This is a genomic window from Solwaraspora sp. WMMD791 (assembly GCF_029581195.1).
Classification (GTDB): Bacteria; Actinomycetota; Actinomycetes; order Mycobacteriales; family Micromonosporaceae; genus Micromonospora_E.
In genome coordinates this window covers 6,074,334-6,097,380 of the sequence record NZ_CP120737.1, presented here as the reverse complement: position 1 = coordinate 6,097,380, position 23,047 = coordinate 6,074,334, and the positions used below count along the sequence as shown (strand labels likewise).

The following is a 23,047-nucleotide window of genomic DNA, read 5'->3' as shown; positions in this document are numbered from 1 at the left end:
CGGACGCCTCTGCGGTGACCCTGCCCTCGGGCTGGCGGTCCATCCCAGGGGTGCCCATCAGTTGAAGGTCATCGGCCCGTGATTGTCGCCACCGATGTTGATCTGCTTGGCGTTGTCCTGGGCCACCGCAATCACCGTGGCCAGTTTCTGGTTACCGACGGCCTGATCCAGCAGGTCGGCCACCTCCGCGCGAAACACCGGGTCGGCTACGACCGTGGTGTGCACCTCGCCGGCGATCACCTCGGCGTCGACCCCGCTGCCGCCGCCAGCTCCGCCGTCGCCCGCAGTCAGCCGGTCAAGCGCCGCTGCGCCGCCGGGTGTCAGGCGCGCCCGCACCGCGCCCAGCATCCGCTGAACCGCCTGCCACGCGTCGATGCCCACCTGGTTGGCGAAGCCTTCAGCGGCGCTGGCACCGGCCACCGCCGCGACTGCAAGTCCGATCGACACCGGATCCATCGCCCTGCCTCGTCTCGGAGGGGTTGAGTTGAATCAATCGCAGGGGCGATTATCCGGAGTCAGTCGCATTCATCAAGTACGGAGTCGGAAACCGGTCACGTCCAGAGTCGGCGGCGAGCTGGCGGTCCGATCGGCGAACCCTCGCCTCCGCTACGCTGGCCGCTGTGACCCGTACCGATTCGGCAGCCCGGGTGGTGGCCGCCCCGGTCGCGCGCGTCTACGCCGCTCTGGTCGACCCGGACGCGCTCGCCGCGTGGCTGCCGCCGCAGGGGATGACCGGCCGGTTCGAGCGGTTCGACGCCCGGCCCGGCGGCGGGTACCGGCTGGTCCTGACCTACGTCGACGCGACGACCGCGCCGGGCAAGGCCACCGCCGACTCCGACATCGTCGAGGCCCGCTTCGTCGACCTCGTCCCCGGCGTACGGGTCGTGCAGGCCGTCGACTTCGTCGCCGACGATCCCGCGTACGCCGGCACGATGACGATGACCTGGGAAGTGACCGCCGTCGACGGCGGCACCCGGGTGGCGATCCGCGCCGAGGACGTACCCGCCGGCATCAGCGCGGTGGACCACGCCGCCGGCCTCGCCTCCTCGCTGGCGAACCTCGCCACGTACGTCGAGCGGTAGCCTCGGTTGCCGCAGACGGGCAGAGGCTTGGCTTGGCAGCACCCGAACGATCGGTATGCAGCGTCGCTCCGGTAAGGACGGGATCAGCCAATCGGTCCAATATTCATGATCGATTCTATGTGGATCTTGATTCTGGTTCTCCGGGGTCGATCACGCTTGGCTGCTGCTGGCACAGTGGTGCAATGGGTCGCGTAATGGTGGCGGTGGACGCCTCGGTCGGGGTCAGCCCGGAACAGTTCGCCGCGTCGTGGGATGCCGAACCGGATACCGCCGATCTGGGGCCGGCCACACTCCTACCGGTACGGGAGGGCACCTTCCTACCTGGATTGACGGAGCTGGTCGTGGTGCCGATGGCGGTCAACCTGGCAGCCGCAGTGATCTACGACCTGGTCCGCCGGGTGCTCGCCCGGTCGGCCCGCCGACGTGAGGTGACCGAGGTGGAGGTGGTCGAGGTCACCACCGCCGCCGGGGACCGGATCGTCGTCGCCCGCTCCCGACGAGAGTCGTCGTGACCGAGATCGTCATCCGCGAGCTGTCGGCGACGGCGGACGGCACCTTCACCGTACGGGTGGAGTTCGGCGACGACGGTGGTGGCGACGCGACGGTGTCCAGCCCGGTCGACGCCGCCGGCGAAAAGCTCCTTGCCTGGTACTTCGAGGAGCACCTGCGCTACCCGTTCCTGGACAAGGATCTGGAAATGCGGGCCGCGCGGCTGGTCGAGGAATACGGCCGCACCCTGTTCGGGCAGGTGTTCACCGGCGAGGCCGCGTACGGCTACCGCCGGCTGCGGGATCGCGGCTTAGAAGGCTGCCGGCTGGTCGTACAGGGTTCGGCGGCGCTACACCGGCTGCACTGGGAGACCGTGCGCGACCCGGACGGTGGCCGGCCGCTGGCGTTGCGGATACCGCTGGTGCGCCGGGTCGCGTCGACGCCGCTGCGCTACGAACCGGCGAACCCGGCTCCGACGGTCAACGTGCTGGTGGTGACGGCGCGACCATTCGGGCCACGCGACGTCGGCTACCGGACCATCTCCCAGCCGCTGGTCGAGGCGATCAGCCGGGGCCGGATGCCGGTCCGGGTCGACCTGGTGCGCCCCGGCACCTGGGAAGCGTTGCGGGACGCCCTACGGGTGGCGTCCCGCGAGCACGGCCACGGCTGGTATCAGGTGGTGCACTTCGACGTACACGGCGGGTTCGACACGGCAGCGGCGGTCGCCGGCGCCAGCGCGCCACCAGCCGGCGGCTACCTGTTCGATCCGTCGGCGCAGCCGGGTGACGGCCGGCAGGGATTCGTGTTCTTCGAGACCGGCACGGTGGGTCAGGCGCGGCCGGTGCCGTCGACCGAGGTGGCGCAGTTGCTGGCCGAGCATCGGGTCGCGGTCGCGGTGCTGAACGCCTGCCAGTCTGCGATGCAGTCAGGGAGCGAGGCGAGCCTGGCGCAGGATCTGGTGGCGGCGGGTGCCCCACTGGCGGTGGGGATGGCGTACTCGGTGACGGTCAGCGCCGCCGCGCGGGCAATGCCGGTGTTCTACGAACGGCTGGCCGCTGGCGACGACCCGGTGACGGCGGCGTGGGTGGCCCGGCAGGCGCTGCACGACGTCAAGGCCCGGCGGGCCTACTTCGAGCAGGATCTGGAACTGGAGGACTGGATCCTGCCGGTCGTGTTCGGGCAGCGTCCGGCCGGGTTGCGGCTGCGGGAGATGACCGCCGCCGAGCAGGAGGACTTCTACCGTCGGCAGGCGCAGGTCAGTGCGGCACCGGCGGTAGAGTACGGGTTCGTCGGCCGGGACCTGGACATCCACGCCCTGGAACGGGCGCTGCTGCTGCCGGATCGGCCCAATCAGGTGCTGGTGCGGGGCATGGCGGGGGCGGGCAAGTCGACGCTGCTCGCCCACGCGGGCTGGTGGTGGCAGCGCACCGGCCTGGTGGATCAGGTGTTCGCCTTCTCCTACGAGCACCAGGCCTGGACCGCCGACCAGATCGCCCGATACATCGCCCAGCAACTGTTCGACCGGGTGCAGTTCGCCCAGTGGGACAGCCAGTCGGCGACAGCGAAGGTCGGGCAGGTGACCACCCTGCTACGCGGGCACCGGCACCTGATCATCCTGGACAACGCGGAGTCGATCACCGCCAGCCCGGCGGCGATCCCGCACGCACTGCCCGAGGCAGAACGGCAGCATCTGGCGCGGCTGCTCGCCGCTCTGCGCGGCGGCCGCAGCCTGGTGCTGGTCGGGTCCCGCGAGGCCGAGACGTGGCTGGCCGCGTCGGCTTTCGGCGGCAACGTGTACGAACTGCCGGGGCTCGACCCGCAGGCGGCGTCGGACCTGTTGGAGCGAATCCTGAACCGGCACGGCGGCGGCCACTACCTCACCGACTCCGCCGATCCACAGCAGCGGGAGGCGGTAAAGGAGCTGTCCACGCTGCTCGGCGGTTTCCCGCTGCCGATGACGGTGGTCTTTCCGCAGCTCGCCAACACTCCGCCCACGCAGATCCTGGCCGAGTTGCGCGCCGGCGGCGAGGGCGCCGACCCGACCAGCGCCGCGCGGCGGGCGATCGAGTACAGCCACGGCAAGCTCGACCCGGCGCTGCAGACGTCGATGCGGCTGCTGGCCCCGTTCACCGCGAGCATTCCCACCCCGTTTCTGAATGTCTACGCGGAGGCGTTGGCCGAGCAGGAGGCGGTCCGCGCGGCCGGTGACATCGACCTGCCCGCTGCGGTCGCTGAGCTGAGCCGGGTCGGCCTGGCCGGCGAGCACCCGCTGCTGGGCGGCGGTTGGCTGCAGGTGGTGCCGATCCTGCCCTATTTCCTGCGCAACCGGCTCCGAGGCGACCCTGCGATCGAAAATGCGGCGGACCAGGCTCACTACCGGTTGTACGGACAGCTCGCTCACGAATTGTGGCAAATGTTGGACGGGAAGGAGCCACAGCAGCGAATTACTGGCCGCGCCATCGTCCAGTCCGAGTACGCCAATCTGTCGGCGGCGTTGGCGCACGGACAGCGCACTGCGCAAACCGTACTCACCGTTATCCGCGCGCTCGACGAATATCTGGATCAGACGCAGCAGCACGACGCCCGACGACGACTGCTCGATGATGCTATCGCCCGCCACCCTGCGACCATCACTACCGATCAAAAGTGGGAACTGATCAACCTGCATAATCTGGCCGGACATACCGCCCTTATGCAGCGCAGATTCGACGATGCCGAGAATCACTACGCCGCCGAACTGAGAATGAAAAAATCTCTCGGCCGCCGAAAGACCGAAGCCGTTACCTATCACCAACTCGGAATGATCGCCCAAGAACAGCGACGCTACGACGAAGCCGAACAGCACTACCGACAGGCACTCAACATCCACCTTGCACACAACAACCAACACAGCGCCGCAATCACCTACCACCAACTCGGCATCATCGCCCAAGAACGGCGACAATTCGACCAAGCCGAACAGCACTACCGACAATCACTCGACATCCACCTTGCACACAACAACCAACACAGCGCCGCAAGCACCTACCACCAACTCGGCATCATCGCCCAAGAACGACAACGCTACGACCAAGCCGAACAATACTACCAACAATCACTCACCATCGAACTCGAACACAACAACCAACTCGGCGCAGCTCTCACTCAAGGACAACTTGGCAACGTCGCCTTGGAACAGCGCCGCTACGACCAAGCCGAACAGCATTACCGACAGGCACTCAACATCTTTCTAACCCACAACAACAAACACAGTGCTGCCACCACCTACCACCAACTCGGCATCATCGCCCAAGAACAACGACGCTACGACCAAGCCGAACAATACTACCAACAATCACTCGACATCAAACTCACACACAACAACCAACACGGCGCCGCACCCACCTACCGCCAGCTAGGACTACTATTCGGCGTGCTCGAGAGGCATCGCGAGTCCGTCGAGGCACTACTAAAAGCGGCGGTGTCGTGGCATGCTTCGACCGGCGTATGGGCCACCAACACGCTCGACGAGATCCGGCAAGGCCGCGCGCGTCTGGCGTCTGGCGAATTCGAGCGGCTCGTCGCGGCGATTGTACCTGAGGAGATGCGTGCCGAACTGGTCAGCCTGCTGGACCAGCCCGGCCAGGAGTGACATGAGGTAACCCGCGACGGCGGCCCGGCCGGCGATGTGGACGGCAGGCGTACGCTCGTACGCGGTCATTCTGCCAGCGAGATGCCCTCGCGGACGTCGGTCGAACCTGGGCGGTTAAATTGACAAACGTCATTGCTGGGCGCAGCATGCCAGAATGGGACACAGGCATTTTCTCGGCGTCGCGCTCGCCGTCGCGTTGGTGATCTCGGGACCGGTGCCGGCACAGGCCAGCACGTCAGTGAGCCTTTTCCAAGCTGATCTTGCAGGTCAGGGCGGGCGCAGCAAGCCAGGAGAGCGATGAGGGCGAGGCTCCAGGTAAGACAGCAGTCGACCAAGATCCGATGCCCCGACCGGGAGCCTCGCCCGTGCTGTCTTACCCCTCCACGATCCCGCTGTCCAGCCGCACCCTCAACCACCTCACCGACCTCATCCGAGCCCACCGCAACCAGCATCGATCCCGATGGCGGCGCCTCGACCCCGGCCGCCAGGCACTACTCGCCCTGGCCCACCTACACAACGGCGACACCTACACCCGGCTCGCCGCCGGGTTCGCCATCGGCGTCGCCACCGCCTGGCGGTACGTGCAGGAAGCGATCGCCCTGCTCGCCGCGGTCGCCGAGGACCTGGCCACGGCGATGCGCCGCATCCGACACCTGGCGTACACGATCCTCGACGGCACGCTGATCCCGATCGACCGCGTGGCGGACCAGAAGCCGTACTACTCCGGCAAACACCGGCGCCACGGCGTGAACGTGCAGGTCATCGCCGACCCCGCCGGCCGGCTCGTCTGGGCCTCCCGGACACTGCCGGGCTCGGCGCACGACCTCACCGCCGCCCGTGTCCACGGCATCACCCACGCGCTGACCAGCGCCCAGGTGATGACCTTCGCCGACAAGGGCTACCAGGGCGCCCGAGGCACCGTCCGCACCCCGTTCAAGCGCCACCGCTCCCGGCCGAAGCTGTCACGCCGACAGAAGACGATCAACCGGGCACACGCGAAGATCCGAGCACACGGCGAACGGGCCATCGCCACGCTCAAGACCTGGAAGATCCTGACCAAGCTGCGCTGCAGCCCACACCGCGCCACCGCGATCGTGCAGGCCATCCTCGTCCTGCACCACGTCGAAGCCAACCGCTACACAGGATGAAAATGGCTCAGTGACCCCGCCCGGTGCTCCGCAGGCCGCCGGCACGCAGTTCCTCTCCGCCACCACAGTCGACCTGGCGTGGATGCCGGCCGCCGCCGGCACCAACCCGATCTCGGCGTATGAGGTCTACGCCCGCCGGCTGGGCTGGATCTACCCGGACGAACTGGTCGCCACCACGACCAGCTCGTGGGTCTTCGTGCCGATCGGAGGGTTGCGCCCGGCTACGAACTACGACCTTTTCGTACGCGCACGGGACACCAGCGGCCTCCGTGGGCCAGCTTCGGCCCCAGTCAACATCACGACCCTGCCGAGCGAGATCGTTCCCGGCCCGCCGGTGGCGACCGACGTCACCGCCACCACCGCCACGGTCTCCTGGCAACCACCGGCGGTCGCCGTCGAACGGATCGCCGGTTACGACCTGATCGTCCCACCCGCTACCCCGACCCAGCCGATCCAGATCCGGGCGAGGACAGACCCGTCGACGACCAGCGTCCAGCTCACCGGGCTCAGGCCGGGCACGAGCTACGTTTTCCTCGTCGTCGTCCGATACACCGGCGGCACGCCGCGTTCGGCCCCGTCGGCACGGGGCGCCTTCACCACCGTCCCGTCGGTGCCGCCGTCCCCGCCGTCCGACCTGACCGTCACCGCGCTCAGCCCGACATCTGCGACGGTGTCGTGGACGGCCTCGACGCCGGGCGACCTCCCGATCTCTCGGTACTACCCGTACGTCAACGGCGTCGGCCTCGGAATCCCGAACCCCACGCCGGACGTACGGACCGTCACGTTCGCCGTTTCCCCAGGCGGGACATACGAGGTCTACGTACGGGCGGTCGACCAGGCTGGCATAACGTCCGCCCCCTCCGAAACTGTAACCTTCACCGCCCCCAGCCATGATCGAACATCACCCGGTCGTTGGTGACGTATCGAAGCTGAGGCAGATATCCGCAGGTGCGCCCGGCACCGACGCCACCCCGGATTGGCGCCAGCGCGGTCCGACCGCGTCGGTCGCCACCCGCTGCCAGAACAGCTGCGCTCCTGGGTTGTACGCCTGGAATACGATCCGCCACCGGCCCGGCCATTCGGCGATGACCTGGCCAGCGGCCACACGTCCCACCCCAGTTCGCCGCAGCGGCCGGACCACGAAGAAGTCGTTGATCGAGGCGACCTGATCCACCCGGCCTGCCATGACGAAGCCGCCGAGCTCTCCCGCCACTGTGATCAGCCACGCCCGAGTGTCCGGATCCGCGCCGGCCAGAAAGCGATCGAGACGGCGATTGTGGTAGGTGCCGTCCGCGTTCGGCAGGTGGCGATACGCTTCGGCGAGGTCGTACCGGTAGAGCTGCCCCAAGTTGCCGAGCACCGCCCGGTGCGACCGGTCGACCGGCGTCAGGCCGACCGGCGTCGATGGAAGCTCCGGCGGGCGCACGCCGACCCCGGTGGTCAGCGTACGGCTGACGGGGTGTGGGCGACAAAGGCGGACCAGGCAGCTGGCGCGAAGGCCAGGGCGCCAGCGGCCCGGTCCTTCGAATCGCGCACCAGCACCCGGCCCGGCAGGTTGTCGGCGACCTCCACGCAGTTGCCGCCGTTCGGGCTGCTGCGGCTCGACTTGCGCCAGATCGGCTCACTCGCGTTCATCGATCATCCTCACGTTCAGATCGCGGTGCGACTCCGAAGAGCTGGGCCCGGATCCGAGCCTGCCAGGTGCTGAACCGGTCACGCAATGCGGCCACATCGTTGGCGTCGAGCCCGTAGTCGATGAAGTCCTGGTCATCGAACCGCGCGATCGAGCCGAGCATCTGCGCGAAGAGCTGCTGGTCGAAGCCAGCATCTGCGTCTGCGGCGAGCGCGCAGAGCTTGTCATGGGTGTACCGGCCACGTGTTAGGGCGGCGTCGATGTCGAGGAAGTCGCGTGCTGCCGCGCGGTTGTAGAGCGCGTCCATCTTGCCTGCCATCACATCGTCAGGGTGGAGCACCGGGCCGATCTGCATCTCGACGGGCGGTTGCGCGCGCCAGTTCGCGACAAGTTCAACGCGGTGCTGCTCGCCCGGGGCATCGCCGTGACTGATGTGCAGTCGAGCGAAAGTGTCCAGCCGAAGATCGACGGTGACGTTGAATCCTTCGGCTTCGTAGGCAGCGATGACGACATCAACAGCCTGGGGAAAGTCGGCGCGACGCTGCCAGTCGGAAAAGAGATCGACGTCTTCACTCGGCCGATCGAGGATCCCATGCGCTGCCACAGCATGGCCGCCGGCCAACGCGAAACCGAAGGGTCCGCCCGCCCGCAGACCGATTTCAGCCAGTCGTCGATGGAGTGGGTGAGTCTCGTGCGGCACTACGCGGCGGCCTGCCGGGCATGCGCGAGAACCTGGTGCTTGGACTCCCACGCCTGCCGGACCTGTGGAGGCAGGACCAGCGTAGGCCAGAGGCGGACCAGCGTCGGGCCGTCCAACCATTGAATAAGGTCATCCACTGTCGTGGCTTCGCGGAGCACTGTCTCGTACATGCTGGCGAGCCGGCGAGGGTTGGTGAGGTCGTACCGCGCTCGCCCCGACCAGTCGAGGCTCTTACTCAACGTAATCTGCCCACTGACCGGCCCGTGCAGATCGTCGAGGTGGTCGCTGACCACGTACGGACGCTGGTCGGCGTAACGCGACCCGCTTGGCGCGCCTCGCCCCGCCCTGCTGAACTCGTCCACGTCCCAGTCCCCGATCCTGGCCAACACATCGTCGACTACGACGAATCATAACGACGGCGCGCTCGGCTTACCGCCAACTCACGCTGCCACACCAGCATTGTCCCGCCACCGGGCACGCGATGGTGTCCGACCGGCTCGCCCGCTGATGAGATGGGGGCGAGCCGGTCGGCTGAGTGCACATGCCCGAGGGCTGGGTGGGGCGGCGTTGGGGGTGGGTCAGCGTACGGCTGAGGGGGTGTGGGCGACGAAGGCGGACCAGGCGGCCGGCGCGAAGGCCAACGTGCCACCGGTCCGGTCCTTGGAATCGCGCACCAGCACCCGGCCCGGCAGGTTGTCGGCGACCTCCACGCAGTCGCCGCCGTTCGAGCTGCTGCGGCTGGACTTGCGCCAGATCGGCTCACTCGTGTTCATCGATCATCCTTAGCATCAGGTCGCGGCTCTGGCCTACGGTGAGTGCCAGTCCCGACAGAGCATCCCACGTCTGTTCCAGGTCGAGCACGTCCTGAGCCTCGGTGACGATCCGCCCGCTCAACTGGTCGTCCAGGTAGCAGACCCGCCGGTCGTTGGGAAGGCAGGCGACGACGAACGCGCCCGCGATCCCGGGGTGCATGCCGACATCGGCGGGGAGCACCCGGATCTGGACGTCGAGGCGGTGGCCGATGTCGACCAGGTGTTCCAGCTGCTCCTTCATGAAGGCACCGGTCAGGCGCAGCGCCGCCTCGGCGATGATCGCGGTGACCTGGATGTCCTCGTCGCGGTCCAGCGTGGCCGACTGGCGTTCCAGTCGGACGGCGATCGCCTCGTCGAGCAGTCGCCGGGTGCGCGGCCCGACGGTGAGGACCGCGCGGGCGTACGCCTCGGTCTGCAACAGCCCCGGGACCACCAACGGCTGGAACGAGCGCAGCACCAGCGCGCGACGCTCACTCTCCAGCCAGGAGCGCAGCCACAGGGCCTGCGCGTCCTCCCGGGCGGTCCGGGACAGCCGCTGGATCTGGTTGCCGGTCTCGTAGATGCGGTCGAGGTCGACGGCGGTGTCCGGCAGCGGGATCGACTTGCCGGTCTCGAACGCACCGATGAGGGAATTGCTGACCCGGATGGCCTCACCCACCTGGGCCTGGGTCAGGTTGCGCTTGAGGCGCTCACTGCGCAACAGATCTTGAAGCTCGCTCATCTCCTGGCCTCCATTGGAATCCATTGGTACGCGCTGGAATGACTGACGTACGGCAATCGGTGAACTGAGTATTCCTTGTCGAGGTCGCACAGTCCAGGGTGGAAATCACCAGAGGAGCTTCGACGGCGGCAAGGGAGATCACGTGTTACGCAACGACGGAATCGGCGGCACACCCCGCCTCGCCCGCTACACCTCGATCGGCACGCCACCCGGCGGGAAAGAGGATCATGATCCGACGCCGAACCGACCGCCGCTGCCGAGGCGGAATCCCGGCGAGACCGACCTCGAACACGATCCACGATTCCGGCTGGTCGGCGCACGGGCATACGCCCCGGCACCGAAACCGGAGAGCGGCCGACTGTCAGTTGATCATCCGGTGGTACGGCGGGCCCGGGAAATCGTCAGTACGCATCTGCCGAGCCGACTCGCCGAATGCCGGGTGTGCAATTTGCCCGCGCTCTGCGAGCCGTTCACGAAGGCGCTCGCGGTGCTGCGCCGACACGATCCGGGAAAGGCCCGGCGGGTGATGACCGTGCTCTATCTCGCCGGCCTGTGGCCGCCGGTCTCCTTCGACGACGACACCGACGCCGACGACACCGATGAGGATGGGAATGGTGACGATGTCGCGTGACGAACTGCTTCGCGTCGGCGACACGCTGCGTCTCGGCAAGGCCGACTGGGTGTACGCCGACCGGTCGATGATCGTCCGGGTCGCCGACATCCGCTACGGCCTCGACGAGGAGCACTCGCAGGTCGTCGGGATCATCGGCACCGTCGTCGCCGGTGGCCGCGACGGCCGGATGGTGGCGATCGCCGTCTACAAGACCGCGCTGACCCGCCCCGGTGTCGTCGAGCGCCCCCGCCCCGTCAACGGCGAGACCTACGACAATCAGCCTCATGAACGCTGAGCCCACGCCGGCCGTACCGCCTGATTCAGCGCACGCGGTGACCGCTAGCCGGCTGTGCGCCTGGTTCATCATGGCGGGTTGGCCGGCCGAGCAGGTGCTGCAGGCGGCGGGGGTTCGGATCCCCGGGCCGGATGGAGACGGTGGCAGGATCCCGGACATCAGCGTCTGGCAGAAGCCCCCGCCGAAGAGCGTCTGGTCGGTGGCGAGCGACATCGCACTCGTGATCGAGATCGTCTCGCCCGGCTCGGAGGGCATCGACGCGGTGACGAAGGTCCGCGAGTACGCGTCGGCGGGCATCCCGCAGTACTGGGTTGTCGACCGGGACGGCGCACAGACCGTCACCCTGCACCGGCTCACCGCGTACGGCACCTACCAGGAGAGCGCCAAGATGCCGCTGGCCTGGCTGCTGCAGACGTCCCCGGCCGACCACCTCGGCTGAGAGCGACGGGTCAGGAACGGTCCATCATCCGCATCGCCATGGTCGGCGCGTCGGCCATCACCGACGACGGGTTGGCGACCCCGCCGGTGGCCCAGACCTTCGACCGGGCGATGTGCACCCCCGGGTACAGCTCGACGACATCGGTGGGCTGCAACGGCCGGGCCTGGCGTTTGACCGTACGGCGTTCCTCGTCGTCGGTCGAGCCACCCGGCCGTACGCCGGTGCCGTTGGTGCTGATGTCCTGCAACACCAGCTCCTTGCCGTGCAGCTCGAACCGGACGTGGCTGCGGCTGATCCAGCGCCGCGCCTCCTCGGTGAGCCACTGGCCGAGCATGATGCCCTCGCCGCGCTCGGGTGCCCGGCCGACCACCACCGGATGGTCTGCGGAGACCACGAACCGCTGCCGGACCATGCCGTCGATGCGGATCGACAGCACCTCGGCCGGCGGGCGGGCACCCGCCTCGGTGAGCCGTTCCCCGTGCCGGGGGCAGGTCGGCTGCCCGGTACGCAGCGTCGGCGGCGGCTGCCCGCCGGGACGGCCGACCCGCATCCGCCCGAACAGGGCGCACTCCGGGTCGGGGCAGCTCCAGAGCCGGACCAGCAGTTGCGCGCCGGCCGGCGACGGCTCGGCGACCGCCGGGGCGGTGTCGCCGCCGACGCGGGCGGTCAGCACCGGACCACCGTGGCCGGGCAGCGGGGCGAGCAGCCGGCCCGGCTGGCCCAGCCACTGGTAACGCCCGCGCAGGCCGTCGAACCGGTTGCGGCTGAGCACCGGCAGGCCGAGCAGTTCGGCGACCTCCAGGACCCGGTCGGCGGGCTCGGCGAGCACCTCCACCAGCCCGTCGTCGGCCCATCGGCGGGCGACCATCCGCTCGTTGGAGGTCAGATCGGCGTCGGAGAGCAGGCCGCGGTGCACGACGACGTACACCGGGACGTTCTCCTCGGCGACGCTGCGGCCGAGGGCGTCGATGAGTTGCCCGAGCCGCAGCATGTTCGCCGGGCGGCCGTTGTCGAAGTCGGCGTACCGCACGACCTCGGCCAGGTCCACGACGGCGCGCGCGGTCGCCGGGTCGGTGCTCAACCGGCGCTCGATCGCGTCGAGCACCTTGCTGACCTCGAATCTCACCGCGTACCTCCCCCGTTCAGCCCTGCGCCGCGACGATCTCGTCGATGCGGCGGGCCAACTCTATGTCGAGGGCCGTGGTGCCGCGTACCGAGTGGGTGCTGCAGCGGAAGGTCAGGGTCCGCCACCGGATGTCGATGTCGGGGTGGTGGTCCATCTCCTCGGCGGTCATCGCCACGCGGGTCACGACGGCGATCGCGTCGGGAAAGGTCGCCAACGAGACGGTACGGGTGATCGCCGTCGCGTCGCCGGACCAGTCGGTCAGCCCGGTGAGCGCGGCCTGCACCTGGGCGGTGTCGAGCACCTCTGCCATGCCGCTGACCTTACCTTCTGCCGGCCGCCGGCAGGTCAGGTCGCGGCAGTGCGTGGCATCCATGCGCGGGGTGTGGCGGTGGCCGGGGACCGGCTGCGGCCCTGCGGCTACGACGACGGCTGCGGTCCGCGACTGCCGACTGCCGGCTGCCGGCTGCCGGCTGTTGCGGTCCGGTACGGATTCCGACGGTATTCCTGTGAGGAATAACTATTCCACACAGGAATAGTGTCGGACCGCAGTTGGTGTCCCGGTGGGCGCAGGCACGCGCTCAGCCACCGCCCGGCAGCCACCGCCCGGCACCGCCCGCCGGCACCGCCCGCCGGCACCTGGCCGCCGACGCCCGCCCAAGTACCGACGGACACAATCGACTTGCGGGTGCCGGTAGTCTGACCCGGCATCGGCCGGCGGACCCGACTACGCGCCCTTCGCTCCGGCACGCCTGCGCGCCACCAGCTGCGGCGCCACCCGCACGGCCACCACTCACGAGGGATGGAAGTTTCTATGCGCATTCGACGGTTGACGACCGCCGGCATCGGCGTCGTCGCCGCGCTCTCGCTCGCAGTCTCCGGCTGCGGCGGCACGGCTGACACCGGCTCCCCGTCCCCCGACAGCAGCGCCGAGTCGGCCGCCGATGGCCGGGGCGACGCCAAGGAGGCGCTCGCCGCCGCCACCGCGAAGAACGCCGAGGGAAGCGCCCGGCTCACCATGAGCCTGGGCACCGAGGCCGACGGCGTCCTGATGGAGATCGTCGGCGACCTCGACCCGGCCAGCGAGAAGTCCAACATCGAGATCAACCTCGGCGGCGAGGGCGAGGCGATGACGATCGTGCTGCGCCAGCTCGGTGCCGACGTCTACATGCAGCTCGGCGGTGCCGACATGGCCGAGCTCGCCGACGTGTGGATGAAGGGTGACACGTCGAAGCTGCCGGAGAACGCCGCCTTCAGCATGATGCCGACCGGCGACCCCGCCGAGATGGTGGGCAGCATCGCCGAGGCGCAGTGGAGCAGCGACACCGAGATCACCGGCACGATCGACATGACGACGTCGGCGGAGGCCGACGCCGAACTGGTGGCGGAGATGGGCGAGGCCGCGAAGGCCGTCCCGTTCACCGCGACCCTCGACGCCGAGGGCCGGCTCGTCGAGATGGTCATCGACGCGGAGAGCGTGTCGTCGGAGGCCGGCGTGATCACCATCAGCTACGCCAACTTCGGTGAGCCGGTCGCCGTCGAGGTCCCGACCGGCGAGATCATCGACATGTCGGACGACATGCTGGAGATGTTCGACAGCTGATCGGCAGCGTGCGCCGGCCGGTGCGGCGGTGACCACGACGGTCACCGCCGCACCGGCCAGGTCAGCGCAGCGGGCGACCGACGGCGTGCAGGTGGCGCAGCGCCTCGGCGTACGAGGCGGTCAGCCCGGCCTCGGTGTACGGCAGGCCGAGCTCCCGGCAGTAGTCACGCACGATCGGCTGGGCGTAGCGCAGATGCGGCCGCGGCATGCTGGGGAACAGGTGGTGCTCGATCTGGTAGTTGAGCCCACCGAGCAGCAGGTCGACGAACCCGCCGCCGCGCACGTTGCGGGAGGTCAGCACCTGCTTGCGCAGGAAGTCCAGTTCGGCGTCCGGGCCGAAGATCGGCATCCCCTTGTGGTTCGGCGCGAACGCGCAGCCCATGTAGAGACCCCACAGCGCCTGGTGCAGCACGATGAAGGCCACCGCCCGCAGCGGCGAGAGCACCGCGAAGACCAGTCCGAGGTACGCGGCGGTGTGCACCGCCAGCAGCACCCCTTCCACGGCCCGGCGCTTCACCGGTCCGCTGATCACCGCCTGGACGCTGGAGACCCGCAGCGCGAGGCCTTCGAGCAGCAGCATCGGAAAGAACAGGTACGCCTGCCGGCGCGCCAGCCAGCGACCGAAGCCCCGGGTCGCGGCGGCCTGCTCCTCGGTCCAGACCAGCGCACCCGCCCCGACGTCCGGATCGGAGTCGACATGGTTCGGGTTGGCGTGGTGGCGGGTGTGTTTGTCCATCCACCAGCCGTAGCCGAGCCCGACCGCCAGGTTGCCCAGCAGCAGCCCGGCGGTCTCACTGGCCCGGCGGGTACGGGACATCTGCCGGTGCCCGGCGTCGTGGCCGAGGAACGCCACCTGGGTCGCGGTGACCGCGAGCGCGACGGCGGTCAGCAGCTGCCACCAGCTGTCCCCGCCGATCAGCAGCACCGCCCAGCAGGCCAGGTACGCCCCGACGGTCAGCCCGATCCGGGCGGCGTACCAGCCGGGGCGGCGGTCGAGCAGGCCGGCCTCGGCGACCCGGCGCGACAGGTCGGCGAAGTCACTGCCCCTCCGGGGCGGGCCGGTACGGGCGGGTGCGGCAACGGTCATCGGCAGCTTCCTCATGAGTGGGGGTGGGGTGTTGCAACAACGAGTCTGTGCGGGCCGGCGCCGCCGAGCCATCAGGCGTACCACCGCATCGGTGGTGAGGTTAGCCCCCGTACCTGTGGGTCAGCTCATCCGCCCGACCGCGCTGCGCAGCCGGTGCAGGTCCCGCAGCCGCCGTTCATAGGTGACCGCCAGGGTGATCAGCGCCAGACCGCCGACAGCCAGGAAACTCCACCGGGGCAGCAGGTCCCACACCGCCACGACCTCCCGCAACGCCAGCACAGTGAGCACCACGCCGCCGATCACCACGGGCGCCTGCCTGCGGTACGCCGCCCCGGCCAGCACCACCACCAGCGCCCCGGCACCGAGCAGCAACCGGCGAACCGGTTGCCCGTCGACGACCAGCACCGACGCGAGGCTGGGCAGCAGCGCGGCGGCCAGCCCGGGGGCGTAGCAGACCCAGCTGGACCGCAGCGGGTGGGCCCGCAGGGTGAACCAGCCGACCGCCAGCGCGGCGAGCGCCGCCGGCAAGGTGTACGCCTCGGTCAGTGACACCTGGGTACTCGTCAACAGTAGCCACCACGCGAGGATCTCGCTCGCCAGCGCGGCGACGGCCAACGGCCACGCCCGGTGCACCGCCGCCGGCCGACCGGCCGCCGATCCCGGCTGACCGACCGCCGGCGCGCTGCCGGTCAGCAGGGCGCGGGCGCCGAGCACGACGCCCCAGAGGGTGCAGACACCGGCCGCGTACCGGGCCGAGCCGACCGTCATCAGCAGGGCCGCGCCAGCGGCGGCGTGCCCAGCGACCTCGACGCCGATCGACTCGGCCCGCCCCCGTACGCCCCCGGCGGCCAGCCGGAGGGTCAGCACCGCGCCGACGGCCAGGGCCAGCGCGGCGACGGCGAGAACCGCGTACCCGCCGACCCGGACCGGCAGGTCGGCGGCGCGCACGCCGGTCGCCGCGAGAACACCGCCGGCGACGACCGCGACGACCGCGCCGGCGACCCGCACCGGGGTACGGCGACCCGCCGCGCCGATCCCGGCGGCGCACGCCACCACGGCGGCCAGCGCGGTCAGGGTGGCGACCCGGGTGGGCAGCAGGCCGGCCAGTCCGGCCCCGGCCAGCGGGGCACCGACCAGCAGGGTGACCGCCACCTGCGGGACGGCGGTGGACCGGGCGGCGACCACCAGGCCGGCGAGCCCGGCGGCGAGACTCAACGCCGGCACCACCGGCCACGGCGTACCGGCGCTGGCCAGGGCGACCAGCAGGGTGAGCAGGGCGACCGGGCCGCCGGCCAGCACCGCGTACCGCACCCGGTGGCCGGCCAGCGCGGCGACGGCGGCGAGCAGGGCCAGGGTGACCGCCCCGGCGGCGGGGACCGGGACCGGCAGCGCGGGGCTGAGCCCGACCCCGACCGGCACGCCGGCCCAGCTGGCGTCCAGCCAGCGGTACGGGGTGAGCAGCAGCGCCGCCAGCACCGGCAGGGTGCTGACCGCCGCCGGCAGCACCAGGGCTGCGGCGACGCCGGTGAGCAGCAGTCGCAGCACGCCCCGGGAAACGAGGGTCGCGGCGACGGCCAGCAGCAGCGCCCCGGCGGCGGCGTACCCGCCGGTGGACTCCCCCGGCATGTACGGCACGGCACCAGCGGCCGGGGCGACGAGGGCGGCGACGACGGTGACCGGCAGCGCCGCCCCGGCGTACCAGAGGTATCCGGGCCACCAGCGGCGGACCGCGACCAACGCGACCGGCAGCCCGATCGCGGCGGCCGCCCCGGCGCGGGCCGGCCAGCCCGCCGGTGCGTCGAAGGTGTGGACGGCGAGCGCGACGAGGGCCGGCCAGCCGGCGACCGCGACGGCGACGCCGACTCCACCGATCGGGGCCTGCCACCAGCGGGCGTCGGGTCGCCGCACGGCGCGGCGGGCGACGGCGGCGACGGTGAGCGCGGTGCCGACGACGACGGCGGCGGCAGCCGTGGCGACCGCCGGTCGGCCGGCGCTGACCAGCAGCGCATGGCCGGTCAGCAGGGCGGCGACGGCCGCGCTGGGCAGCGCGACGACGGTGCTGCGCGAGCCGGCGGCCCGCACCGCCGCCACGGCCCCGGCCAGCAGGCCGGCGGCGGCGACCGCCCACCAGGGCGCCGGGATCGCCGCTGGCGCGGCCAGTAGTGCGGTGGCGGCCCCGACGGTGAGCAGCATCGGCCGGACCGCCCGGGGCAGCAGCAGGATCAGCGCGCCGGTGACCGCGACGACGGCGAACGGCAACTGCCAGTCGCCCGGCGCGTCGACCGGGCCGGTGCCGGCCCGCCAGAGTGGGCGGGCCGCCGCGATGCCCTCGGCGGCGACGGTCAGGGCGGCCAGCGCTACGCCGACCCCGAGCAGCCCGGTCACCACCAGCGCACCCGCCCACGGCCCGGTGCGCACCACCGCCGGCAGCCGACCGCGCAGGTACCGGCCGGCGAGGGCGAGCCCGACGGCGGTGCCGGCGACGATGGCCAGCGCCAGCGACGGTGCCGGTGCGGTGCCGGCCAGGAGCACGGCGATGGTGACCGCCGGTGCCAACCCGGCCAGGCTGATCGCCAGCAGCGCCGGTACGCCGGTGAGCCGGCCGGCGACGACCACCACGGCGGCGACGGCCAGCAGCGGCAGCCCGGCCAGGGCGGGGGCACCGGACGGGTGGCCGAGGATGGCGGCGGCCAGGGCGGCGATCCCGGCGGCGGTCAGCGCCGCCCCGACGGCCACCCAGCCGGTGATCCGCAGCGCCGGCCGGGTCGGCGGGGTGAGCGCGATCATCGCCAGGGTGCCCAGGGCGGTGCCGAGCAGCAGCAGGGTCGTGCCGGCGGCGTCGGCGCGCAGGTCGACGGCGAGCAGCGGCAGGACCGGCTGCACGGCGAGCAGGGCGGCGAAGCGGGCGGCGGCCAGGCCGGTGAGCAGGTGGTAGCCGGCGGCGACCAGACCGGTGAGCGCGAAGGTCACGGCGGCGTACCGGGCACCGGGCAGGTCGGCGGCGCCGAACAGGTCGACGTAGCGGGCCGCGTATCCGTCGAGCAGCACCAGCAGCAGGCCGAGCGCGGCGAAGGTCTCGGCGGTGCCGCGCAGGCCGCGCCAGGCCGCCAGCAGCGGCAGGGCGAGCAGTACGGCGGTGACACCGGTCAGGATCGCGGCCCGGCCGCCGACGCCGACGCTGGCCCAGGCGACCGCGGTGAAGACGATCGCGGCGGTGCCGAGCAGAAGTCCACCGAGGACGAACAGAATGTTCTGCACGGTACGGGTGGAGGCTTCCCGCCGTACCGGCGGCGGCGTAGCGGGACCCGGCAGTGGGCCGGCGACGACCGACCGGGCGGGCGGTACGGTCGTCGCCCGTACCGCCGCCTGGACCTGGCTGGCGAGCTGGTGCCGGCGGGTCTGCGCGGCGCGCAACTGGTGGGTCGCCGCCAGCCACGCCACTCGGATCTGCTCGACCCGGGCGGTCAGCCCGGCGATCTCGCCGTCGAGCCGGATCACCTCGGCGGCGACCGGGTCGGGTGCCCGGCCGCAGCCCGGGCAGCCGGCGATGAGATTCGCCGGCGTGCCACAGGCCGGGCACGGATAGCTGCTAGCTGCGGTCCTGCTCATGACGGCATCGTCGGTGATGCGCAGACACGCAGGACAGAGTGCGGATACTCAGTCCGGCTGGTGGACGACTCAGGGACGAGTGTGTTCGAATACCCACCGTGCGTAGTCGGGGTTACCGGCGTCGATGACGGCGACCAGGATTTCGGGAATGTCGTAGGGGTGTGCGGTGCGGAGATAGGCGACCAACGGATCGCTACGGTCGGTGGCGGTCTTGAACTGCACCGACCACTCCTTGGTGGTTTCGACCCGCCCCTGCCACCAGTAGGTGCTGGCCAGCGGTCCACCGATCTGGGCGCAGGCGGCGAACCGACCGGCGACCGCCGATGCGGCGAGCACCTCGGCGACCGAACGGGCATCCACCACCGTCGTCACAACGGAGATCTGATCCACGGGGCGACCCTACGCCCTCCGGGCGTCGGAATGGTTCTTCTCGATCCACAAATCGATCCGCGCCCACCAGTCGTAGAGCCATTCGATGCGTTCGTCCCGTCCCGTCGGAATCTCCTCCGGCGGCACCGACCAGAAGCGCATCACGATGCGCTTGTCCATCGGCAGTTCCCGCCACACATCGGCGACCGTCAGCATCCTGTCCAGTCCGGTGTGTGCGACGAAGATGACGCCCGCGTCCGGTGCCGCGTCCAGCGCCGCCAGTAGTCCACCGGGTCGGGGCGCGAGCACGTGCCGCATCTTCTCGGCCCGGGCCGCCATGCCGTGCAGGCCGAGTGCGTGCAGCCGGTCGATGGCCCGGCTGCGCCGGCCCGGGGTGAAGTTGCCGCCCTCGGGGAAGATGACGAAGGCGTCGTTGGCGTCCAGCCCGGTCGCCAGGTGCGCGATCTGGGTCTCGACCGGCTCGCCACGCGGGTCTCCGGGGGCGATGAACCGGTTGGGCAGCCGGTTCAGCAGCACGTCGATCGCCGGATCCCACTGCAGGGTCTCCTTGAGCACGATCCGTGGCTCCCGGTCGAACCAGTTGACCAGGCCGTGAATCAGGATGAACGAGTCGCCCGGCCCGGCGTGCCGGCACACCACCAGTTCGGGCCGGCCGGGCAGTGCGGTGTCCGGGTCGGTGCCGACCACGTCGATGCTCAGCCGCAGCGCCCAGCGGGCGTGCCAGAAGAAGAACGACAGGAACCATCCGGTCAGCACGTAGTGGGCACGTTGGAACGTCGGGCTGCGGATCTTCCAGCCGCAGCCCGCGGCGAGCCAGAGTCCGAACAGGGCGATCAGCGCCGCCGCGTCCCAGACCAGGTAGACGACGAAGACCCAGAACAGCCGCAGCACCCGCAGCCGGCCCGGCACCAGCAGCGACGCGGCGGCGGCGAGGAAGACCCAGACCGGCAGGGTGGTCAGCACGACGACGGTGAGCAGCAGTACGGCCGGGCCGAGCAGCACCCGGCGTACCCATCGGGGTGGCAGCGGCATCAGCGGCCGGTCACGTTCGTCTTGAGGTAACGCCGCGACGCCGTGTAGGCGCGGCTGATCCGGCGGCCGACGGCGGCCATGTCCCGGTACGCCCAGGGCGTGTCATCGCGTGGTTCTCCCCCACCGGTCGGCAGCACGTGCACCTCCACATCCTGACCGAGCGACGCCAACTCCCTGGCGAACCGGTGCCGGCGAGCGATCTCGAACGCCACCTGGGCGATCTCCCAGGGGCGGCGCGGCGGGCTGAGTGGCCGCTCGATCCGACCCACCTGCAGGACGAAGATCCGCCGCGCCCCCGCCTCGACGGCCTTACCGATCGGGATCGAGTTGACGATGCCGCCGTCGATGAAGTGCTCACCGTCGATCTCGATCGGCGGCAGCAGCCCCGGTACGGCGGCCGAGGCGAGCACCGCCGGCACCAGTGGACCGGTGTCGAACCAGTGCTCGGCGGCGCGTTCGATGCTGGCGGCGCAGCAGTGGAACGGCACCCGCAGGTCGGCGAAGGTGCTGGTGTCGCCGAGTTCGCGTTCCAGCAGTCGGCGCAGCGGCCGGGGCGAGTGCAGATGGGTACGGGCGGCGAACCGGCGCAGTTGGCGGGCCATCGAATCGCCGTACACCTCGCTGGCCTCCGGCGAGGCCCAGAGCCGGACCAGCCGCAGGGTCACCGCCTCGGTGGGGTCGGCGGCGACCAGCACCCCGTTGACCGCGCCGATCGAGGTGCCGACGACGAGATCGGGGGCGATCCCGGACCGGAACAACGCACGCAGCATGCCGACCTCGACGGCGCCGAGGACGCCGCCGCCGCCGAGCACGAACGCGACCGGGCCGTTGACCATGGCATCCATCCTGGCACGGCCACGACGCCGGGAAGATCATCACCGTCTGACCGGAAATACTGACAAATGTTCACCTGTTTAACGTGCCGTTGACAGGACGTTCCGATTCACGCAGCCTGATACGACCTCCACCCCATCAGGCAGGTGCGACAACGATGGCATCGCTGCACGCGGGCGAACTGCTTGCCCGCAGGTACCGCCTCATCGACCGGATCGGTGCCGGCGGTATGTCCGTCATCTGGCGTGCCCGCGACGAAGTGCTCGACCGGGTCGTCGCGATCAAGGTGCTGGCCGCGTCGCTCGCGGCCGACGCCCGGTTCCGCAGCCTGGTCCGCGAGGAGGCACGCTCGGCCGCCCAGCTGATCCACCCGCACGTCACCTCCGTGCACGACTACGGCGAGGCGGTCGCGCCGGACGGCACCGTCACCGCGTTCGTCGTGATGGAACTGCTCTCCGGGGAGGAACTGGACGCCCGGCTGACCGCCGGCCCGCTGCCCTGGCCGGCCGCGGTGGAGATCTGCGCCCAGGTCGCCGAGGCCCTCGCCGCCGCGCACCGGCTCGGCATCGTGCACCGCGACGTCACCCCGGCGAACATCATGATGACCGCGATCGGCGCCAAGGTGCTCGACTTCGGCATCGCCACCCAGGTCGGCGCCCCCGACGAGGACGAGGAGGGCGAGACCTTCGGCACCCCCGCGTACGTGGCACCGGAACGGCTGGACGGACGGCCCGCCCAGCCCGCCACCGACGTCTACTCCCTCGGCGTCCTGCTCTACGAGACGCTCAGCGGACGGGTGCCCTACCCCGCCGACACCTGGGAGGACCTCAACCAGGCGCTGGCTGGGGAGATCCCGCCGCTGACCGTGACCGGGCTGCCGGCACCGGTGGTCGACATCTGTCTACGCTGTCTGTCCCGCGACCCGCTGCGCCGACCCACCGCCCACCAGGTCGGCGCGGCGCTGCGCGACCAACTGCTACCGGCCGACCCGCAGGCGGCCACGATGCTGGCCCCGACGATGACCCTGCCTACGGTGGCCGAGGCCCCGACGGTGGCCGCACCCGCGCCCACCGACACCGCCACTGCCGACGACGACGACGACCGGGACGCCGCAGCCACCACGCCGGACCGCCAGGGCGGCCGCCGCGCCGCCGTCGTCGGTATCGCCGTCGGCGTCGGCGCGGCCCTCGCCACGACCGCCGTCCTGCTCCTGGCGCTCGATCTGGTACCGCAGGGAGGCACCGGCGCGGGCGATGGCGTCCCACCGGCTGCCGTTGGCCATCCGCCGACCGGGTCACCGGTCCCACCGGCCAGCCCAGATGCCACCGCCGCCGCCACCACGGCGCCGGCGGCCCCGGCCACTGACGCCCCCACCACTGCGACCAGCAGCGCCGCACCGACGACCCCGCCACCGGTGCCGACGATCGACGAGGCGATCAGCCAGCTGAGCCAGCTCATCGACGAAGGCCTGGCCGACGGTGCGATCCGCCGCGACGCCGGGCTGGACCTGCAGAACCTGGTCCGTAATCTGCGGGTCTCCCTGGCCAACGGTACGGCCGACGTCGGGCGCGAGGTCGAATTCCTGCGGTCGAAGGTCGCCATCCGCGCCACCGAGGGCGCCATCACCTTCGGCTTCGCCGACCGCCTCGACGCCGCCCTCGACCAACTCGCCGGCAGCGCGACCTGACCGAACGTGACGGCCCCCCACCGGGACGTCGGTTCAGGCGGTATTCCTGTAGGGAATGATTATTCCTCACAGGAATAACGCTCTACCGCGATACTGGTCCCGGGACCGAGCGGGGTGAG

Annotated in this window: 24 protein-coding genes; 10 read left to right on the top strand and 14 right to left on the bottom strand. The window is 70.7% G+C overall.

The features are described from left to right. Window positions 1-57 precede the first annotated feature (57 nt). Window positions 58-456: a hypothetical protein gene (locus O7623_RS27540; protein WP_282225851.1), complete on the bottom strand. Its 399-nt coding sequence runs from the start codon at window positions 454-456 to the stop codon at window positions 58-60. 164 nt (window positions 457-620) lie between these two features. Between O7623_RS27540 and O7623_RS27535 the strand changes: the two genes are divergently transcribed. The 5 genes from O7623_RS27535 (at window position 621) to O7623_RS27515 (ending at window position 7,269) form a co-directional block, all read left to right on the top strand. After that, on the top strand, window positions 621-1,082 hold the full coding sequence (locus tag O7623_RS27535) for an SRPBCC domain-containing protein (RefSeq protein ID WP_282225850.1): 462 nt from the start codon (window positions 621-623) through the stop codon (window positions 1,080-1,082). A 182-nt stretch (window positions 1,083-1,264) separates the two neighbouring features. After that, entirely contained in the window at window positions 1,265-1,594 is a 330-nt protein-coding gene (locus O7623_RS27530) for a hypothetical protein (protein WP_282225849.1), read from the top strand. 185 nt (window positions 1,595-1,779) lie between these two features. Next, the gene (locus O7623_RS27525; protein WP_282229607.1) at window positions 1,780-5,202 is read left to right on the top strand and encodes a tetratricopeptide repeat protein; all 3,423 of its coding nucleotides are present in this window, start codon (window positions 1,780-1,782) and stop codon (window positions 5,200-5,202) included. Window positions 5,203-5,567: 365 nt separating this feature from the next. Then, complete coding sequence (locus O7623_RS27520) at window positions 5,568-6,350, top strand: transposase family protein (protein WP_282224205.1); 783 nt, start codon at window positions 5,568-5,570, stop codon at window positions 6,348-6,350. A gap of 10 nt (window positions 6,351-6,360) precedes the next feature. Beyond that, a complete protein-coding gene (locus O7623_RS27515; protein WP_282225848.1) occupies window positions 6,361-7,269 on the top strand; it encodes a fibronectin type III domain-containing protein in 909 nt (302 codons plus the stop codon). Here O7623_RS27515 and O7623_RS27510 read toward each other — a convergent pair. The 6 genes from O7623_RS27510 to O7623_RS27485 form a co-directional block, all read right to left on the bottom strand. After that, the gene (locus O7623_RS27510; RefSeq protein ID WP_282225847.1) at window positions 7,252-7,776 is read right to left on the bottom strand and encodes a GNAT family N-acetyltransferase; all 525 of its coding nucleotides are present in this window, start codon (window positions 7,774-7,776) and stop codon (window positions 7,252-7,254) included. The genes O7623_RS27515 and O7623_RS27510 overlap by 18 nt on opposite strands. A 14-nt stretch (window positions 7,777-7,790) precedes the next feature. Beyond that, on the bottom strand, window positions 7,791-7,985 hold the full coding sequence (locus tag O7623_RS27505) for a DUF397 domain-containing protein (RefSeq protein ID WP_282225846.1): 195 nt from the start codon (window positions 7,983-7,985) through the stop codon (window positions 7,791-7,793). Further along, window positions 7,982-8,683, bottom strand: coding sequence for a nucleotidyl transferase AbiEii/AbiGii toxin family protein (locus tag O7623_RS27500; protein WP_282225845.1), 702 nt, complete (start codon window positions 8,681-8,683; stop codon window positions 7,982-7,984). The genes O7623_RS27505 and O7623_RS27500 overlap by 4 nt, the downstream gene beginning before the upstream one ends. Next, a complete protein-coding gene (locus tag O7623_RS27495; RefSeq protein WP_282225844.1) occupies window positions 8,683-8,976 on the bottom strand; it encodes a hypothetical protein in 294 nt (97 codons plus the stop codon). Before O7623_RS27495 ends, O7623_RS27500 begins: the two co-directional genes overlap by 1 nt. Window positions 8,977-9,261: 285 nt before the next feature. Further along, window positions 9,262-9,456, bottom strand: a complete 195-nt coding sequence (locus O7623_RS27490) for a DUF397 domain-containing protein (RefSeq protein WP_282225843.1) — start codon at window positions 9,454-9,456, stop codon at window positions 9,262-9,264. Further along, window positions 9,443-10,216 (bottom strand): helix-turn-helix transcriptional regulator, encoded by a 774-nt coding sequence (locus tag O7623_RS27485; RefSeq protein WP_282225842.1) that lies wholly within the window; start codon window positions 10,214-10,216, stop codon window positions 9,443-9,445. Before O7623_RS27485 ends, O7623_RS27490 begins: the two co-directional genes overlap by 14 nt. Before the next feature lie 142 nt (window positions 10,217-10,358). Between O7623_RS27485 and O7623_RS27480 the strand changes: the two genes are divergently transcribed. From O7623_RS27480 to O7623_RS27470, 3 genes are read left to right on the top strand one after another with little or no spacing between them, the layout of a single operon-like run. Next, the gene (locus O7623_RS27480) at window positions 10,359-10,847 is read left to right on the top strand and encodes a hypothetical protein (protein ID WP_282225841.1); all 489 of its coding nucleotides are present in this window, start codon (window positions 10,359-10,361) and stop codon (window positions 10,845-10,847) included. Next, complete coding sequence (locus O7623_RS27475; protein WP_282225840.1) at window positions 10,831-11,124, top strand: hypothetical protein; 294 nt, start codon at window positions 10,831-10,833, stop codon at window positions 11,122-11,124. Before O7623_RS27480 ends, O7623_RS27475 begins: the two co-directional genes overlap by 17 nt. Next, a complete protein-coding gene (locus O7623_RS27470; protein WP_282225839.1) occupies window positions 11,114-11,563 on the top strand; it encodes a Uma2 family endonuclease in 450 nt (149 codons plus the stop codon). The genes O7623_RS27475 and O7623_RS27470 overlap by 11 nt, the downstream gene beginning before the upstream one ends. 10 nt (window positions 11,564-11,573) lie before the next feature. Here the strand turns inward: O7623_RS27470 and O7623_RS27465 are convergent, their stop codons facing one another. Continuing rightward, window positions 11,574-12,689 carry an FHA domain-containing protein gene (locus O7623_RS27465; protein ID WP_282225838.1) on the bottom strand — a complete coding sequence of 372 codons (1,116 nt, stop codon included), beginning with the start codon at window positions 12,687-12,689 and terminating at the stop codon, window positions 11,574-11,576. 16 nt (window positions 12,690-12,705) lie between these two features. Next, the gene (locus O7623_RS27460) at window positions 12,706-12,999 is read right to left on the bottom strand and encodes a 4a-hydroxytetrahydrobiopterin dehydratase (RefSeq protein WP_282225837.1); all 294 of its coding nucleotides are present in this window, start codon (window positions 12,997-12,999) and stop codon (window positions 12,706-12,708) included. 501 nt (window positions 13,000-13,500) lie between these two features. Here O7623_RS27460 and O7623_RS27455 point away from each other — a divergent pair. Further along, window positions 13,501-14,289, top strand: a complete 789-nt coding sequence (locus O7623_RS27455; protein ID WP_282225836.1) for a hypothetical protein — start codon at window positions 13,501-13,503, stop codon at window positions 14,287-14,289. 61 nt (window positions 14,290-14,350) lie between these two features. Here O7623_RS27455 and O7623_RS27450 read toward each other — a convergent pair whose 3' ends face one another. The 5 genes from O7623_RS27450 to O7623_RS27430 all read right to left on the bottom strand — a co-directional run bounded on the left by O7623_RS27450 (window position 14,351) and on the right by O7623_RS27430 (window position 21,243). Next, window positions 14,351-15,376, bottom strand: coding sequence for an acyl-CoA desaturase (locus O7623_RS27450; RefSeq protein WP_282225835.1), 1,026 nt, complete (start codon window positions 15,374-15,376; stop codon window positions 14,351-14,353). Window positions 15,377-15,496: 120 nt separating this feature from the next. Further along, window positions 15,497-18,985 (bottom strand): hypothetical protein, encoded by a 3,489-nt coding sequence (locus O7623_RS27445; protein ID WP_282225834.1) that lies wholly within the window; start codon window positions 18,983-18,985, stop codon window positions 15,497-15,499. A gap of 69 nt (window positions 18,986-19,054) precedes the next feature. After that, window positions 19,055-19,375 carry a divalent-cation tolerance protein CutA gene (cutA, locus tag O7623_RS27440; RefSeq protein ID WP_282225833.1) on the bottom strand — a complete coding sequence of 107 codons (321 nt, stop codon included), beginning with the start codon at window positions 19,373-19,375 and terminating at the stop codon, window positions 19,055-19,057. 9 nt (window positions 19,376-19,384) lie between these two features. Beyond that, a complete protein-coding gene (locus tag O7623_RS27435) occupies window positions 19,385-20,407 on the bottom strand; it encodes a 1-acyl-sn-glycerol-3-phosphate acyltransferase (RefSeq protein WP_282225832.1) in 1,023 nt (340 codons plus the stop codon). Further along, on the bottom strand, window positions 20,407-21,243 hold the full coding sequence (locus O7623_RS27430) for a patatin-like phospholipase family protein (protein ID WP_282225831.1): 837 nt from the start codon (window positions 21,241-21,243) through the stop codon (window positions 20,407-20,409). The genes O7623_RS27435 and O7623_RS27430 overlap by 1 nt, the downstream gene beginning before the upstream one ends. A gap of 155 nt (window positions 21,244-21,398) precedes the next feature. Between O7623_RS27430 and O7623_RS27425 the strand changes: the two genes are divergently transcribed. Continuing rightward, a complete protein-coding gene (locus tag O7623_RS27425) occupies window positions 21,399-22,928 on the top strand; it encodes a serine/threonine-protein kinase (RefSeq protein WP_282225830.1) in 1,530 nt (509 codons plus the stop codon). The last annotated feature ends 119 nt before the right edge of the window (window positions 22,929-23,047 follow it).